The organism is Bradyrhizobium sp. LTSP885 (genome assembly GCF_000938305.1).
Classification (GTDB): Bacteria; Pseudomonadota; Alphaproteobacteria; order Rhizobiales; family Xanthobacteraceae; genus Bradyrhizobium.
The window spans coordinates 38,023-51,815 of sequence record NZ_JYMT01000024.1; the positions used below are offsets into that span (position 1 = coordinate 38,023).

At 63.8% G+C, this 13,793-nt stretch carries 15 protein-coding genes; 8 read left to right on the top strand and 7 right to left on the bottom strand.

From position 1 onward, the window contains the following. Positions 1-52: 52 nt before the first annotated feature. The 4 genes from UP09_RS16655 to UP09_RS16670 form a co-directional block, all read right to left on the bottom strand. Entirely contained in the window at positions 53-340 is a 288-nt protein-coding gene (locus tag UP09_RS16655; RefSeq protein ID WP_044539328.1) for a hypothetical protein, read from the bottom strand. Beyond that, positions 337-1,782, bottom strand: a complete 1,446-nt coding sequence (locus UP09_RS16660; RefSeq protein WP_044539329.1) for a radical SAM protein — start codon at positions 1,780-1,782, stop codon at positions 337-339. Before UP09_RS16660 ends, UP09_RS16655 begins: the two co-directional genes overlap by 4 nt. Next, a complete protein-coding gene (locus UP09_RS16665; RefSeq protein ID WP_044539330.1) occupies positions 1,763-2,482 on the bottom strand; it encodes a prolipoprotein diacylglyceryl transferase in 720 nt (239 codons plus the stop codon). Before UP09_RS16665 ends, UP09_RS16660 begins: the two co-directional genes overlap by 20 nt. Positions 2,483-2,661: 179 nt before the next feature. After that, the gene (locus tag UP09_RS16670; RefSeq protein WP_044539331.1) at positions 2,662-3,426 is read right to left on the bottom strand and encodes a Crp/Fnr family transcriptional regulator; all 765 of its coding nucleotides are present in this window, start codon (positions 3,424-3,426) and stop codon (positions 2,662-2,664) included. 204 nt (positions 3,427-3,630) lie between these two features. Between UP09_RS16670 and UP09_RS16675 the strand changes: the two genes are divergently transcribed. Then, entirely contained in the window at positions 3,631-4,020 is a 390-nt protein-coding gene (locus UP09_RS16675; RefSeq protein WP_044539332.1) for a response regulator, read from the top strand. A gap of 175 nt (positions 4,021-4,195) precedes the next feature. Here UP09_RS16675 and UP09_RS16680 read toward each other — a convergent pair whose 3' ends face one another. After that, complete coding sequence (locus tag UP09_RS16680; RefSeq protein ID WP_044539349.1) at positions 4,196-5,758, bottom strand: alkaline phosphatase D family protein; 1,563 nt, start codon at positions 5,756-5,758, stop codon at positions 4,196-4,198. Between the two features lie 357 nt (positions 5,759-6,115). Continuing rightward, positions 6,116-7,453, bottom strand: a complete 1,338-nt coding sequence (locus UP09_RS16685) for a TAXI family TRAP transporter solute-binding subunit (protein WP_349643913.1) — start codon at positions 7,451-7,453, stop codon at positions 6,116-6,118. A 287-nt stretch (positions 7,454-7,740) separates the two neighbouring features. Between UP09_RS16685 and UP09_RS16690 the strand changes: the two genes are divergently transcribed. Both UP09_RS16690 and UP09_RS16695 read left to right on the top strand, forming a co-directional pair. After that, positions 7,741-8,046, top strand: coding sequence for a 4a-hydroxytetrahydrobiopterin dehydratase (locus UP09_RS16690; protein WP_044539334.1), 306 nt, complete (start codon positions 7,741-7,743; stop codon positions 8,044-8,046). Between the two features lie 89 nt (positions 8,047-8,135). Continuing rightward, the gene (locus UP09_RS16695) at positions 8,136-8,513 is read left to right on the top strand and encodes a YkvA family protein (protein WP_044539335.1); all 378 of its coding nucleotides are present in this window, start codon (positions 8,136-8,138) and stop codon (positions 8,511-8,513) included. A 104-nt stretch (positions 8,514-8,617) separates the two neighbouring features. On the opposite strand, the gene UP09_RS16700 is transcribed toward UP09_RS16695, so the two are convergent. Next, positions 8,618-9,598, bottom strand: coding sequence for an NADPH:quinone oxidoreductase family protein (locus UP09_RS16700; RefSeq protein ID WP_044539336.1), 981 nt, complete (start codon positions 9,596-9,598; stop codon positions 8,618-8,620). A gap of 104 nt (positions 9,599-9,702) precedes the next feature. On the opposite strand from UP09_RS16700, the gene UP09_RS16705 reads away from it, so the two are divergent. From UP09_RS16705 to UP09_RS16725, 5 genes are all read left to right on the top strand, one after another. After that, positions 9,703-10,542 carry an SDR family oxidoreductase gene (locus UP09_RS16705; protein WP_044539337.1) on the top strand — a complete coding sequence of 280 codons (840 nt, stop codon included), beginning with the start codon at positions 9,703-9,705 and terminating at the stop codon, positions 10,540-10,542. A gap of 137 nt (positions 10,543-10,679) precedes the next feature. Beyond that, positions 10,680-11,288, top strand: a complete 609-nt coding sequence (locus UP09_RS16710; RefSeq protein ID WP_044539338.1) for an invasion associated locus B family protein — start codon at positions 10,680-10,682, stop codon at positions 11,286-11,288. A gap of 139 nt (positions 11,289-11,427) precedes the next feature. After that, complete coding sequence (gene rlmN / locus UP09_RS16715) at positions 11,428-12,624, top strand: dual-specificity RNA methyltransferase RlmN (RefSeq protein WP_044539351.1); 1,197 nt, start codon at positions 11,428-11,430, stop codon at positions 12,622-12,624. A gap of 120 nt (positions 12,625-12,744) precedes the next feature. Further along, positions 12,745-13,233, top strand: coding sequence for a hypothetical protein (locus UP09_RS16720; RefSeq protein WP_044539339.1), 489 nt, complete (start codon positions 12,745-12,747; stop codon positions 13,231-13,233). 39 nt (positions 13,234-13,272) lie between these two features. Next, the coding region (locus tag UP09_RS16725) for a phosphatase PAP2 family protein (protein WP_044539340.1) at positions 13,273-13,793 on the top strand (521 nt) is incomplete at its 3' end.

Sequence of the window (13,793 nt, forward strand, 5' to 3'; positions counted from 1 at the left end):
TCGGGCCGGAAGGGCCGGTTCCCGCCGATTCCGGCCTGCCGACCAGGAAAGACTACCGAGTTGGCCCCTTGATCGCCGCGCGGATCAGCATCACGCCGGCAAAGCCGACCAGAAGCCCGAGCAGCACCAGGAACAGCAGCGTGGGATCCATGCTCGAATCGGTCAAAGAGCCGACCCCGAACAGGATGGCGCAGAGGCCGGGCAACAGCAGGATCAGCCCGAACAGCACCATGAACGCCGTCGCGCAGCCGCTTCGCGGCGGCACAGGCGGCGGGCGGTAGGATTCGTCGGGCATTTGGGGCGGCGGAGGCGGCACGAGGGGTGGATCTGACAGGCTCATCGTGGCACCTCCTCGCTCTGCCTATTCTCGCGATAGGTCTGCCCGGCCAGCGCCGCACGGATGCCGTCGATCTTCCCGTTGCGGTAGAACAGATTGTAGGTGTCGAACGGGATGATCGCGCCGTTCTCGGTCACGAAGTGGATGCAGGAACGCTTGACGTTGCCGACGCAGAAATTGAAGCGATCGAGGAACTGCACGATGGTGACGCGGAAGATGTTCTCGTAAGCGAGCCCGTCGGGCACCTGGAAGCTCGGCAGGCAGCACAGCAATTCGCAGACCCGGTCGCTGGTGTTCAGCGGCCCCGACGACAGCGAGAACAAATCGACGAATTTCTCCCGCAGCATCGGATATTTCTCCGGGCTGATGGTGTTGGGCATCACAGCGATCAGTTGCTCCTGCGGAATCAGCGAGGTCAGCGGCAGCACCTTTTCGCCGTTGCGCAGGCCGTAGCCGATCGAGATGCTCTCGGGATTGCACGGCAGCGGAATCATGTCCTTGTCGCCGAATATGCCGGTCTCGACCACGCGGTTGCGGATCTCCGACAGCATGATGCGGTCGGTATCCTTGTCGAAATTCTCATTGCGGCCGGCGTCCTGCACCGGCTGCAGCGTGACACCGCGCACGCATTTCCATTGTAACGCGTGGCGGACGATGTCGCCGATCTCGCTGTCGTTGACGCCGCGCTTGATGGTGGCGACCAGCGTGGTCGAGATGCCATGGTGCTCGAGAGTCTCCAGCGCCTGCTGGCGGATCTTGCGCAAATCCGCGCCGCGCAGATTGACCAGCGCCTCGCGCTGCAGCGAGTCGAACTGCAGGTAGACCTCGAGCCCGCGCTTGTTCTCGGCCAGTTTGGCGACGAATTCCGGTTCGCGCGCGATTCGCAGGCCGTTGGTGTTGATCATGACATGGCGGATCGGCCGGGCCCGCACCGCGTCCAGAATGGCGAAGAAATCCGGATGCAGCGTCGGCTCGCCGCCTGAGATCTGCACCAGATCGGGCTCGCCCTCGCTCGCGACCAGCGCGTCCAGCATCCGCTCGATCTTGGCCAGCGGCGTGAAGCTGGTCCGCGCCGGTGATGAGTCGGCGAAACACACCGGGCAGGTCAGGTTGCAATGCTCGGTGACCTCGATCAGTGCCAGGCAGGAATGCTGCTCGTGGTCCGGGCACAGCCCGCAATCATAGGGGCAGCCGAACTCAGTGTGGCGCTGAAACGCCAGTGGCCGGTCGCCGGGCTTGATGAAATCCTTGCACAGCCGCCAATAGGCTGAATCGGTCGAGACCAGCGTCGACTGCACGCCATGCTGCTTGCAGCGCTTCTCGTACCAGACCTCGTTGCCGAGGATCTGGATCTTGGTCGGCACCAGGGTCAGGCAGGTTTCGCAAAGCGATTGGGTCTGGCCCCAGAAGATGTAAGGGCGGGCCTTACGCAGCGGCGCGTTCATGCTTCACACTCGCATTTGGTGCCGTCGCCAGCATGACGGCGGCATAGACCATGACAAACAGCGACAGCAGGTGGAACAGCGAGAACGGGCCGATCAGCGCGCCATAGGGTTTTATGAATTCCCAGACGAAGCGCTGCAGCCCGTAATAGAGCAGGGCGAGGTAGAATCCATTGGTGATGACAGCGGCATTCCGGTTCAACACTGCCAGCACGTAAAAGACCGCGAATGCCGCCATCGCGAAGCTTTCATAGAGTTGCACCGGGTGACGCGGGATGCCGTCGCCGAAGTCGTGGCCCCATGGCAGCGTCGTCGGCGTGCCATAGGTGAAATCATCGAGGCCGGCGAAGTAGCAGCCGAGCCGCCCGACCGCGACGCCGACCGCAAGCGGCAGCGCGAACCGCGCGCCGGTGCGCAGTGAAATGCCGTGCAGCCATTTGTAGAGTTCGATCGCGATGATGCCACCGGCCAGCGCGCCTTCGACCGAGCGGGCGATGCCCGGCACGCCCGAGAACCACAGGTTGAGCGTTCCGAAGAGATAGGCGCTGATCCCGGCGCCGAACACCAGCGCGGCGACATAGGGCAGTTCGAAGGATTGGCTGGGGAATTGCAGGCCGCGCACCCGCGACAGCCACCACATGGCGGCTGCAGCGGCGCACCATGCCGCGATGTCGAAACCAGTGTGAAGCGCTGCCCCGCTCATGGCGCGAGTGTAGCGTGGATTTTACGATGCGCGATACTCCCTCTCCCCGTTCGCCACCAGCTCGTCATGGCCGGGCTTGTCCCNCCATCCACGTCTTTCTGCACGGAAACCAAGACGTGGATGCCCGGCACAAGGCCGGCCATGACGATGAGGAAGCGCCGGTGTGAAAGCCCGCCTCGCTAATTCGCCGGGTTATCCTCGCTCGGATAAACCCCGCGCAGAACGTTCTCGAAGTGGTCCTTGACCGCCTCGTTGCACAGGCAGGAGCGCAGCCGCAGCTTGTCCGGGTTGCGGACCAGGATCGAGCCGCGGCGGGTTTCCAGCATGCCCTCGGCCTTGAAGTTCTGGATCACCCGGCTGGTGTAGCTGCGGCCGACGCCGAGCAGGGTCGAGAGCTGCTCGTGGGTGAGCGGCACCACGCCATCGCCATTGGTGCGCTCGATCGCCGAGATGATCCATTTCGCGGCGCGCTGCTCGATCGAGTGGATCGCGTTGCAGGCGGTCGACTGGAAGATCTGCGCCAGCATGCAGTCGGCATAGCGCGCGAAGATGTTGCGCACCGAGACCGAGCTGATCTTCGCGGCATCCAGTTTGCTGATCGGCAGCCGCGCGAACGGCCCGCTGAATTTGACAGTGATGCGGGTATAGGCCGGCAGAAAGCCCTGGCTCACGATGCCGCCGACGGCGCCCTCGCGACCGACCAGGATCGTTTCGACATCGCGCCCATCCTCGTTGGGGACCAAATAGGATGCAAGGCTCGGCCCGCACGGAAAATGCACGGTCTGGACATCGTCGCCGGGGTTGTAGAGCAGGTCGTTAGCCTCGGCGTCGACCTGCACGAGGTGTGGCGCGATCAGCGCGTAATCGGCCGCATTCAGCCGGCGCAGCAAATTGTTGAAGGGCCGGTCTGTGGTTCCGGCCAACTCGGTGCGTTTGACAAGCATTGAAAATCCCCGTGCCCACAACGCCGACAATAATCGAAAAGTTCCCGTTTTTATGTGCACTAGTGAACAGACGGCGCCGGTTCCAATGTGGTGGTTTCATCATTGGAACAGTCGGTGCGCTCATCCGAGGCGCCGGCTGTGCGCCGTCCGTCCGGACCTGATCCGGGCCTTTATTCATCCCTGAAAACTGGACCCCGGCGAGACATGGAACCCGCCCTTAGCAACGGCATGCCCAGCGACGTCCTGATCGTTGAGGACGATCCGATCATCGCCATCGATTTCGAAGATACGATCCTGGGCTTCGGCGTGAAGACCGTGCGCACGGCAGGCGGCGTGGTGCGCGCGCTCGAGCTGATTACCGAAAAGACACCGGATTTCGCGTTGCTCGATGTCGGCCTTCTCAGAGGTGAAAAGACGTTCGCAATTGCCGAGCGTTTGAACGCACTTGGGGTCGCCTACGTGTTCATTACCGGCTTTGGCGCGGACGTCAGGCTTCCGCCTGAATTCGCCGACAAGCCGCGGCTGACCAAGCCATGTTCGACCGAAGCGCTGGAGGCCGCGCTGCGGGGATGGCGTGGCAAGCAGACGGAATGAAGTCGGGTTAGAGGCGTCGTTTCGACCTGCAGCGATGACGGATTTGGCGATAACGCGTCCACATCCGTCATGGCCGGGCTTGTCCCNNNCCATCCACGTCTTCCTACCCCTGACACGAGACGTGGATGCCCGGGACAAGCCCGGGCATGACGAGTTCTAGGGGAAGGCGCGTCGACTACACCGGCTTCGGATCAAGCGTCGTCGACCACAGCGCGACGTCGGCGCGGTCGCGCAGGGTCACGATCATCTGGCCGCTCTTGCCGTCGATCTTGACGTGACCGAAGAACTGCATGCCGGCCGACGGCGGCAGGTTCTGGTTCTCCAGCCCGGGCGCCTTGATGAACTTCACCTCGGGTCCGAAGGTGTTGTCGAGTTCGTTCGGGCCGAATGTGCCGGCATGCAGCGGGCCGGAGACGAATTCCCAGAACGGGTCGAACTCCTGGAACTGGGCCTTGTTCGGGTTGTAGTAGTGCGCGGCGGCGTAGTGCACGTCGGCGGTCAGCCACACGGTGTTGACGACGCCCGATGTCTTGATGAAGCGCAGGATGTCGGCGATCTCGAGCTCGCGGCCGCGCGGCGGGCCGTCGCCCTGCGCGAAGGCTTCCGAGCCCTTGCTGTTGGCCGCATCGTCATAGACGATCAGGGACAGCGGCATGTCGGAGGCGATCACCTTCCAGGTGGCGCGCGAATTGAGCAGCCCCCGTTTTAGCCAGGCGAGCTGGTCCGGCCCGATGAAATAGGCGTCGGGACCGTACTTCTCCTGCAGGTTCGGGCCGTTCGGGCCGCGATAGCTGCGCTCGTCGAGCATGAAGACGTCGAGCAGCGGGCCATAGCTCAGCGTGCGATAGACCCGGCCCGGCTCGACGATGCTCTCGCGCATCGGATACATCTCGTGGAAGGCGCGCGCCGCGCGGGCGGCGAGCAGCGTGATGTCGCGCTCCTTGTAGGTCGCCGGCAGCTGCTTCGACAGCGACCAGTTGTTGGTCACTTCGTGATCGTCCCATTGCACGAAGATCGGCACTTCGGCATTGAAGGCGCGCACATTGTCGTCGAGGAAATTGTATTTGTGGGCCGCGCGGTATTCGTCGAGCGTCTCGGCGACCTTGGCCTTTTCGGGGATCGTGATGTTCTTCCAGATCTTGCCGTCGGGAAGTTTGACCTCGGACGGAATCACGCCGTCGGCATAAATCGTATCGCCGGAGTGCAGCAGGAAATCCGGCCTGTGCTTCTTCATCGCGGCGAAGGTGACCATGCCGCCGTCATCGGGATTGATGCCCCAGCCCTGGCCGGCGACATCGCCACCCCAGACGAAAGAGACGTCGCGGCGATCGCTCGGCGCGGTGCGGAAGCGGCCGACCACCGGCTCGCCGACGACATCGATATGGGAGAGGTCGCGGAAGCGAACGCGATAGAAGATGTCCTGGCCGGAGGGCAGGTTCTCCAGCAGCATTTTCGCGGTGAAGTCGCTTTCCGGCAGCGCCGTGATCGGCGGTAGGGCGCGGGCATCCTTGAAGGATTCGGTGGTCGCGACCTCGACCATCATCTGCGCGGGCCGGTCGGCACGGGCCCAGACCACGCCACCGTCGACGCCGACATCGCCGGATTGCACGCCATGGGTGATCACCGGCCGGTCGGCGGCGCGCGACAGATACGGCATCGCGATGATTCCGGCGCCGGTTGCAGCCGTGGTGGACAGAAAGCGTCGGCGGGTGAGCTTGCGCGAAAACCGGATCGTCATGGGGGCCTCCTCAGGGTCGCAGCGCGACACTGCGCCGCAAGCGTGGCAAGGACTAGAAAAATTCTATGACGGAGAGATTACAGAGGTGGGCGCAGAGACATGAAAGCGTGGCGGACTAGTGAGGTGAGCACGCTGGTCAGGCTCCCTCCCCCCTTGTGGGGGAGGGGTAGCCCCGGGCTCCGACACCAGAGATACGAAAACACTTGATCAGCAGCAATCGGACGGCAGAGGCTCGCAGCCATGCTCGTGTGCTCAATCAGCAGCGGAGCAAGCGGCACCCCCTCCCTGACCCTCCCCCACAAGGGGGGAGGGAACGGAGAGAGTCCCTTAGCGGGTTAGAGTGACGTCGGATAAGATTCAGGCCGTGCTCGCCGCCCTGAACTGCGTCGCCGTGCGCTGCAAATTCTGCGGCATGCTCATCAGCAGCGCCTTGCGGTCGGCGACTGCGTTGTGGAACTGCTCGAGCGCGATGTTGAACGCGGTCAGGGTGCCTTGTTCGATCGCGCCGTGCTCGAAGCACACCAGCGTATCGCGCAGGATGTCGTCGGCTTCGGCTTGCATCTGGTCGAGCTCGTCGGTCGAATCCGAGTGCCGCGCAGTTCTCAGCATCTCCAGCAGGCGCTCGCGCTGCGAGGAGTTGGTGTTGCGCTCGTCCTGCTTGAGAGCGCCGGCGAACCATGCACCGGCCGAGCCCATCGCCGACAGCGCCATCAGGCTCCACCAGATGTAATCGCTGTAGCGGTCGAGGAAGGTTTTCTCCTCGCCGTCGACGAAGGCGGCAGCCCCCGGATGCACCGGGATGGTGGCGTCCTTGTCGGTGTCGGGGGTCTCGATCTTGGCCGCGAGCGGGAAATCGGTCTTGAGCGACTGCCGGATCGAGAACAATTGCCGCGTGAACGCCGCGATCGTCGAATCCGAGATGCTCTTTCGGGCGACGATGTGATGCGAGAAGCTGATAGTCTTGACCTCGTCATCGGGCCGGTCGGCGGCGCCGAGCGAGCCGGCGGGGATTTCCGCGGCCTCATAGGCGGGGTGGTTCTGTGCGATCGCTTCCGAGGCGTCGATGGCGAGGAAGGTCGGCGCGCCGCCGTCGCGGGTCGATGCCGCGATCGCGTCGATCGTGATCTTGCTGTTGGCAGGGCCGGCGGCGAGATAGGCATCCGCCTTCTGATTGCGGATGGCTTCGACGGCCTCATTGGCCGGGAACTGGACGATGTCGACCTTCAGGGGATCGACGCCATATTGCTGCAGGATCATCTTCAGCAAATTGACATTGGCCGGGGTGCGGCCGACGACGCCGATCTTGTGGCCGGCAAGCTGCGCGATCTTGGTGATCTTCGCGGCCTTCTTGCCCTTGCCCTTCGCGGCGGGGGGAACCCATATCACCACGATATTCTTGCGCAGGGTCGCGACCGCCTGAGCGTTCTTCGGCACGTCGAGATCGCCACGGATGATGGCGAGATCGGCCTTGCCGTCGGCGAGCGTCTGCGCGCTTGCGGGGGCGCCATCGGTCGGCACCAACCGCAGCCGGACCTGGCTATGCTGCTGATTGTGGAAGGCCTGTGCGAGCGCCTGCACCACCTTGATGTCGTCGCTGTTGGCAGGTCCCACCGCGATTCTTAGGGTCACCGGACGCATAGCAAAATAGTAGCCTGCGGCCAGCGCGCCGACGATGGCCAGCAGGCCTGCGATCATCACGAAAGCAAGCCGCTGCCGCGCGGAACGGCGCGGACTAGGCTTTATGTCGGCGGGGCCGGGGCCGTCGGTCATCGATCTCGCAAAATAATCGTTTGGGGCTCAATTTTCAAAACTACCAACGCGCTTACAGTACCAATTGTAGCAAATTCCTGAGACAGCCGGGGTTACATCTGCGTCATGGTTACCAGCGGCCATAGGACGCGATTTCGGCCTTAATTTCGGCATGGATCCCATTCCGCGGGTTGGTGGTTAGGTTAAAGTCAGGTTCAAACGGGAGGCGCGCCATGATCGAACGGCTGTCAGCGGAAGCAAGGGAAGCCGCGCTTGGGGAGTTGGCGGGCTGGGCGGAGACGCCAGGACGCGAGGCCATTACCAAGACCTTCGTATTCAAGGACTTCAACGAGGCCTTCGGGTTCATGTCCCGCGCCGCTTTGATCGCGGAGAAGCGCGACCATCACCCCGAATGGAAGAACGTCTACAAGACCGTCGAGGTGGTGCTGGCAACCCATGATGTCGACGGGCTGACCAAGCGCGACATCGACCTTGCCAAGTCCATGAACGCGATTGCAAGGCAGCTCGGGGTCGGCTGACGGATCCATTGCAACCTTGCGCTGGTTGGCCGACATCACCAGATTCGCAGCATCCGCCGCCGGACAGACGTGCGGCGAGGAGCCTGGCAATGGCAACGACCGAACATAGCGTGGGATTCGAGCCCGCCGACCGGCTGGCGCAGGACCGCGACAGCGTACGCCGCCGCTTCTGGATCAAGTTCAAGAAGGTGGTGGCGAAACTGCCTTTCGCCGAGGACCTGCTCGCCGCCTATTACTGCGCGTTCGACCGCCAGACGCCGCGCCACGTTCAGGCGGCGCTGTTGGGTGCGATCGCCTATTTCATCCTGCCGTTCGACTTCATTCCCGACATGCTGCCGATCCTCGGCTTCACCGACGATGCCGCGGTTCTCGCCACCGCGATCCGCCTGGTGGCAAACCACATCACGCCGGAGCATCGCGAGGCGGCGCGCGCGAGGTTGAAGCGCGGCACCTTCGGGGAGGAGTAAGGGCCTCTGCGTAGCCCGGATGAAGCGAAGCGCAATCCGGGGGCTTTCTCGCCAGTGGATGGACCTTCCCGGATTTCGCTGCGCTCCATCCGGGCTACAGTCACTCAGCTTCCCGGATGCAGGATCACCTTGCCCATCGCCTTGCGGCCGGCGAGCACTTTCAGCGCCTCTGATGTCTGCGACAGCGGGAAGGTGCGGTCGACATGCGAGGAGATCTTGCCCTCCGCGGTCCACTGCACGAGCTTCTGCAGGTTGCTGCGGTTCTTCTCCGGATTGAGCCGCGCCCAGGCGCCCCAGAACACGCCTCTGATGTCGCAACCCTTCAGCAGCGCGAGGTTGAGCGGGATCTTCGGAATCTCACCGGCGGCAAAGCCGATCACCAGGAAGCGGCCTTCCCACGCGGTCGAGCGCAGCGCGGCTTCGGCGTAGGAGCCGCCGACCGGATCGAACACGATGTCGGCGCCCTTGCCATTGGTCAGTCGGCGCAGGCCTTCCTTCAAATCTTCCGTGGCGTAGTTCAGCGTCAGCTCGGCGCCGTGCTGTTTGGCGAATGCGAGCTTCTCATCCGACGAGGCGCAGGCGATCACCTTGAGGCCCATCAGCTTGCCGAGTTCGCAGGCCGCAAGTCCGGTGCCGCCGGCGGCGCCGAGCACCGCGAGCGTCTCGCCCGGCTTCGGGCTGGCGCGATCTTCCAGCGCATGCAGCGCGGTGCCGTAGATGATGAAGATGCCGGCGGCGCGGTCGTAGTCGAGATTGTCGGGAATTCTCACGATCGAGTTTGCCGAGAGCGCGATCTTGTCGCGCGCGCCGTTGTGGCCGCAGGATGCGGCAACGCGGTCGCCGACCTTCAGATCGGTGACGCCTTCGCCGACGCTCTCGATCACGCCGGCGACTTCGGCGGCCGGCGAGAACGGGAACGGCGGCTTGATCTGGTACTTGCCCTGGATCATCAGGATGTCGAAGAAATTCAGCGCCGCCGCCTTGATCGCGATCACGGCTTCGCCCGGACCGGCCACGGGATCCGGCACATCAGCCAGCACGAGATCGTCGGGTTGACAGTATTGCGAGCAGAGGATGGCTTTCATGGACACACCTGAGTTTCGGACGCAGAAGGGTTGCAGAGTCTTAGGTTGAAAGCTTCATGCCGGATTTACGGCTGAGCGACAATACAACGCGGAGGGATCAAACTATGTTTGAAAAAGGCCTGCTGGCGACAAAACGCATCCTGATTACCGGCGGCGGCTCCGGCCTTGGCGCGGCGATGGGACACCGTTTTGCCGAGCTCGGCGCCGAACTGATCATCTGCGGCCGGCGGCTGGAATTGCTTGATGATACCGCGGCCAAAATCCGCAGCGAGTTTGGCGGCAAAGTCTCCACCGCGCAATGCGACATCCGCGACGGCGCCGCGGTCGAGGCGATGATGGACCAAGTCTGGCAGGACGCGCCGATCGACATTCTCGTCAACAATGCTGCCGCAACCTTCATCGCGCAGAGCGAACATCTGTCATTCCGTGCGGCGGACGCGATCCTGGCGCCGACATTGCACGGCACGATGTATTGCACGCTTGCCGCGGGCCGGCGCTGGATCGAGGGCCAGCACAGGGGCGTGGTGCTCTCGATCCTCTCGACCTCGACCATCACCGGGCGCGCTTTCACCGTGCCGTCGTCGATGGCCAAGACCGCGGTGCTGGCGATGACCAAAAGCCTTGCGGTCGAATGGGGACCGAAGGGCATCCGCACCGTGGCGATTGCGCCGGGCGCGTTCCCGACGCCTGGCGCGACCGGACAATTGCGTCCCGAAGGCCGCGGCGAGAGCTGGGCACATCGCAATCCGCTCGGCCGCTCCGGCGAGCATTCGGAGCTGGCCAACCTCGCGAGCTTCCTGATCTCCGACCAGGCCGGCTATATCAATGGCGAGATGGTGGTGCAGGACGGCGGCTCGCATTTACGCAGTTCCGGCGCCGAGGACCTGCTGCAATGGACCGACGCGCAGTGGGAGAAACAGCGGGCGGCGCGCGCCAAAGGGTGATCGCGCAATGACGCGCTGCGGCGATCGCTGCATCCAGGGCTAACTGCCTTCCCAAACAGACATTTCCCCGCTATCCATCCGCACCGGCGGACGGGGATCGCCGGGCCATCTTCCAGTCACAATGATGGGGGAACCAGTTGTCCGTGCGGCAAATACTGACATCGCTGGTTGCCTGTGCCGTGGTGTGCGGGATCACGTCCCTTGCGCAGGCGCAAGGGACGAAGAAGGACGCGGCGAAACCCGCAGCCGCGGCCAAGCCTGCGGCTTCGCCGGCAGCGGTGGCTGCGGCCGGCGGCGCCGAGCCGACGCTGATCGGCCAATTCGGCACCTGGGGCGCCTATACTGCGATGCCCAACGGCAAGAAGGTCTGCTTCGCGCTGGCCAAGCCGTCGTCGTCGAAGTCGAACCCGGCGAATCGGCCGCGCGATCCGGCCTATGCCTTCGTCTCGACCCGCCCGGCGGAAAAGGTCGTCAACGAAATCTCGATCATGATCGGCTACACGCTGAAGCCGGGCTCCGAATCGACACTCCAGGTCGGCGGCGGTACTTACGCGATGTACACCCAGGGCGACGGCCTCTGGATCAAGAACGCGGCCGAGGAAGAGCGGCTGGTGGACGCCATGCGCAAATCGGCCGACGCCACGGTGAAGGGCATCTCGGCCAAGGGCACCGAGACCACGGATACGTTCGCGCTGAAGGGCCTGGCGCAGGCGCTCGACCGGCTGGGGCAGGACTGCCGGCGTTAGTCTCTTTGTTTTGACGCGTTTTCCCAGCGCGAACCGGTATCCACTTCGCTCGAAAACGCTCCGGTGCTCTAAAATCGAGGCATTTCGAGGCTTTCCAGCACGGTCTGGAAGGCCTATTTGAGGTTTCATGACCGACACCATGACCAGCCAGTCCGGCGCCAGCGCGCCGCTCGAGAAGCTTCCGCTCGAAACCTATGTGCCGCCGGCCAAGCCGTCGCTGATCGGGTTGTCGCGCGCCGAGATCGCCGATCGCCTCGGCGAGATCGGCGTTGCCCCCTCGCAGCGCAAGATGCGCAGCCAGCAGCTCTGGCACTGGATGTATTTCCGCGGCGCCGAGAATTTCGCCGAGATGACCAGCATCTCGAAGGACATGCGCGCCGAGCTGGAGCAGCATTTCACCGTCGACCGCCCCGAGGTGGTGGCCGAGCAGATCTCCAACGACGGCACCCGCAAATGGCTGCTGCGGCTGCCGAGCGGCGACAAGCTCGAGCGGCCGCACGAGGTCGAGTGCGTCTATATCCCCGAGACCGACCGCGGCACGCTCTGTGTTTCCTCGCAGGTCGGCTGCACGCTGAACTGTTCGTTCTGCCACACCGGCACGCAGCGGCTGGTGCGCAACCTCACCGCCGGCGAAATCGTCGGCCAGGTGATGGTGGCGCGCGATCGTCTCAATGACTGGGCCGACCGCGAGGATGGCACGCGCCGCGTCACCAACGTCGTGATGATGGGGATGGGCGAGCCGCTCTATAATTTCGACGCGGTGCGCGACGCGCTGCTGATCGTCGCCGACAATGAAGGCATCGGCATTTCCCGACGTCGCATCACGCTGTCGACCTCGGGCGTGGTGCCGAACATCAAGCGCACCGGCGAAGAAATTGGCGTGATGCTCGCAATCTCGCTGCATGCGGTGCGCGACGAATTGCGCAACGAGCTGGTGCCGCTGAACCGCAAATATCCGATTGCCGAACTGTTGCAGGCCTGCCGCGACTATCCCGGCGCGTCGAACGCGCGGCGCATCACCTTCGAATATGTGATGCTCAAGGGCGTCAACGATTCGCTCGATGACGCCAAGCTGCTGGTGAAAATGCTCAAGGGCATCCACGCCAAGATCAACCTGATCCCGTTCAATCCGTGGCCCGGCACGGCTTACGAATGCTCGGACTGGGACCAGATCGAGAAATTCTCCGAATATATCTTCAACGCCGGCTATTCCTCGCCGGTGCGCACCCCGCGCGGCCGCGATATCCTCGCCGCCTGCGGCCAGCTCAAGTCGGAGACCGAAAAGCTCTCGGTACGCGAGCGCCAGGCGCTGCGCGCGATGGCGATGACGGATTGAGAAGTGTCTCGCTGTATCCAATTCGTCATTGCGAGGAGCGAAGCGACGAAGCAATCCATGTCTCAGCAAGCGGTGAGATGGATTGCTTCGCTTCGCTCGCAATGACGGAGAATTTCTGACATGGCCCTGATCGGCCGCCTGTTCGTCATAGCCTTTGCCTTCCTTTTGGCCTGCTTCTTCGCCGGGATCATCGTCGTCGGCGCGGTGCTCTACCCTGAGATCAGCAATTTCGGCGACGCGCCGATCGACCAGAGTGGGATCGACATCGTGCTCGGCTTCGGTTTCATCTTCATCTCCGGTTTCGCACTGCTGCCGGCGCTGATCGTGGTGCTGATCACCGAAGCCTTTTTCATCAGGAGCGTGCTGGCCTATGCCGTCGGCGGCGCGATCGTCGGCGCGGCCTGCTATCTCGGCCTAATCCCGTTCGACCCCAATACAATGCACTTCGATGGCATCGTGCGCCGGCACATGGAGATCATGACCGGCGCCGGCATCGTCGCGGGCCTGGTCTACTGGCTGGTCGCCGGCCGCACCGCCGGTGCCTGGCGTGAGCCGCCGCGCCGGTTACCGCCGCCTCCGTTACCGTCGCAATCACGGCCGCAACCGTGATGCTTCCCATGCCCCACAGCCTCCGCTAAACCGCGCGCCATGAACCGGACCGGACTTGTCATCGCGCTCGGCCTCGTGCTCGTTATCGGCCTCCTTTTCGGGGTCTATCCCGAGCTCGACCTGAAGCTGGCGGCGCTGTTCTACGACAACGCGCAGAACGTCTTTCCATTGAAGCTCGACGCGGTCGCCGCCTTCGCGCGCGATGCGGCGATGTGGATCGCCTGGGCGTTCGTGGTGCCGGCGCTCGTGACCATCGTGGTGAAGTTCGCACGTCCGGAACGGCCGATGCTGATGTCCGGCCGCGCGGCGGTCTTTCTGCTGGTGACGATGCTCTTGTCGGCCGGCGTCCTCACCAACCTCACCTTCAAGAGCTATTGGGGCCGGCCGCGGCCGGTGGCGGTCAATTTGTTCGGCGGCGACAAGCCGTTCGTGCCGTGGTGGGATCCGCGCGGCACCTGCGCGCGCAACTGCTCGTTCTTCTCCGGCGAGGGTGCGACCGCGTTCTGGACCTATGCGCCGGCCGCCCTGGCGCCGCCCGCCTGGCGGCCGCTCGCCTATCT

Bases quoted from the DNA above. Each gene is read 5' to 3' on its own strand.
- UP09_RS16665 (WP_044539330.1), bottom strand. From the start codon at position 2,482: ATGAGCGGGGCAGCGCTTCACACTGGTTTCGACATCGCGGCATGGTGC.
- UP09_RS16670 (WP_044539331.1), bottom strand. From the start codon at position 3,426: ATGCTTGTCAAACGCACCGAGTTGGCCGGAACCACAGACCGGCCCTTC.
- UP09_RS16655 (WP_044539328.1), bottom strand. From the start codon at position 340: ATGAGCCTGTCAGATCCACCCCTCGTGCCGCCTCCGCCGCCCCAAATG.
- rlmN (WP_044539351.1), top strand. From the start codon at position 11,428: ATGACCAGCCAGTCCGGCGCCAGCGCGCCGCTCGAGAAGCTTCCGCTC.
- UP09_RS16680 (WP_044539349.1), bottom strand. From the start codon at position 5,758: ATGACGATCCGGTTTTCGCGCAAGCTCACCCGCCGACGCTTTCTGTCC.
- UP09_RS16675 (WP_044539332.1), top strand. From the start codon at position 3,631: ATGGAACCCGCCCTTAGCAACGGCATGCCCAGCGACGTCCTGATCGTT.
- UP09_RS16690 (WP_044539334.1), top strand. From the start codon at position 7,741: ATGATCGAACGGCTGTCAGCGGAAGCAAGGGAAGCCGCGCTTGGGGAG.
- UP09_RS16660 (WP_044539329.1), bottom strand. From the start codon at position 1,782: ATGAACGCGCCGCTGCGTAAGGCCCGCCCTTACATCTTCTGGGGCCAG.
- UP09_RS16720 (WP_044539339.1), top strand. From the start codon at position 12,745: ATGGCCCTGATCGGCCGCCTGTTCGTCATAGCCTTTGCCTTCCTTTTG.
- UP09_RS16700 (WP_044539336.1), bottom strand. From the start codon at position 9,598: ATGAAAGCCATCCTCTGCTCGCAATACTGTCAACCCGACGATCTCGTG.
- UP09_RS16705 (WP_044539337.1), top strand. From the start codon at position 9,703: ATGTTTGAAAAAGGCCTGCTGGCGACAAAACGCATCCTGATTACCGGC.
- UP09_RS16695 (WP_044539335.1), top strand. From the start codon at position 8,136: ATGGCAACGACCGAACATAGCGTGGGATTCGAGCCCGCCGACCGGCTG.
- UP09_RS16685 (WP_349643913.1), bottom strand. From the start codon at position 7,453: ATGATCGCAGGCCTGCTGGCCATCGTCGGCGCGCTGGCCGCAGGCTAC.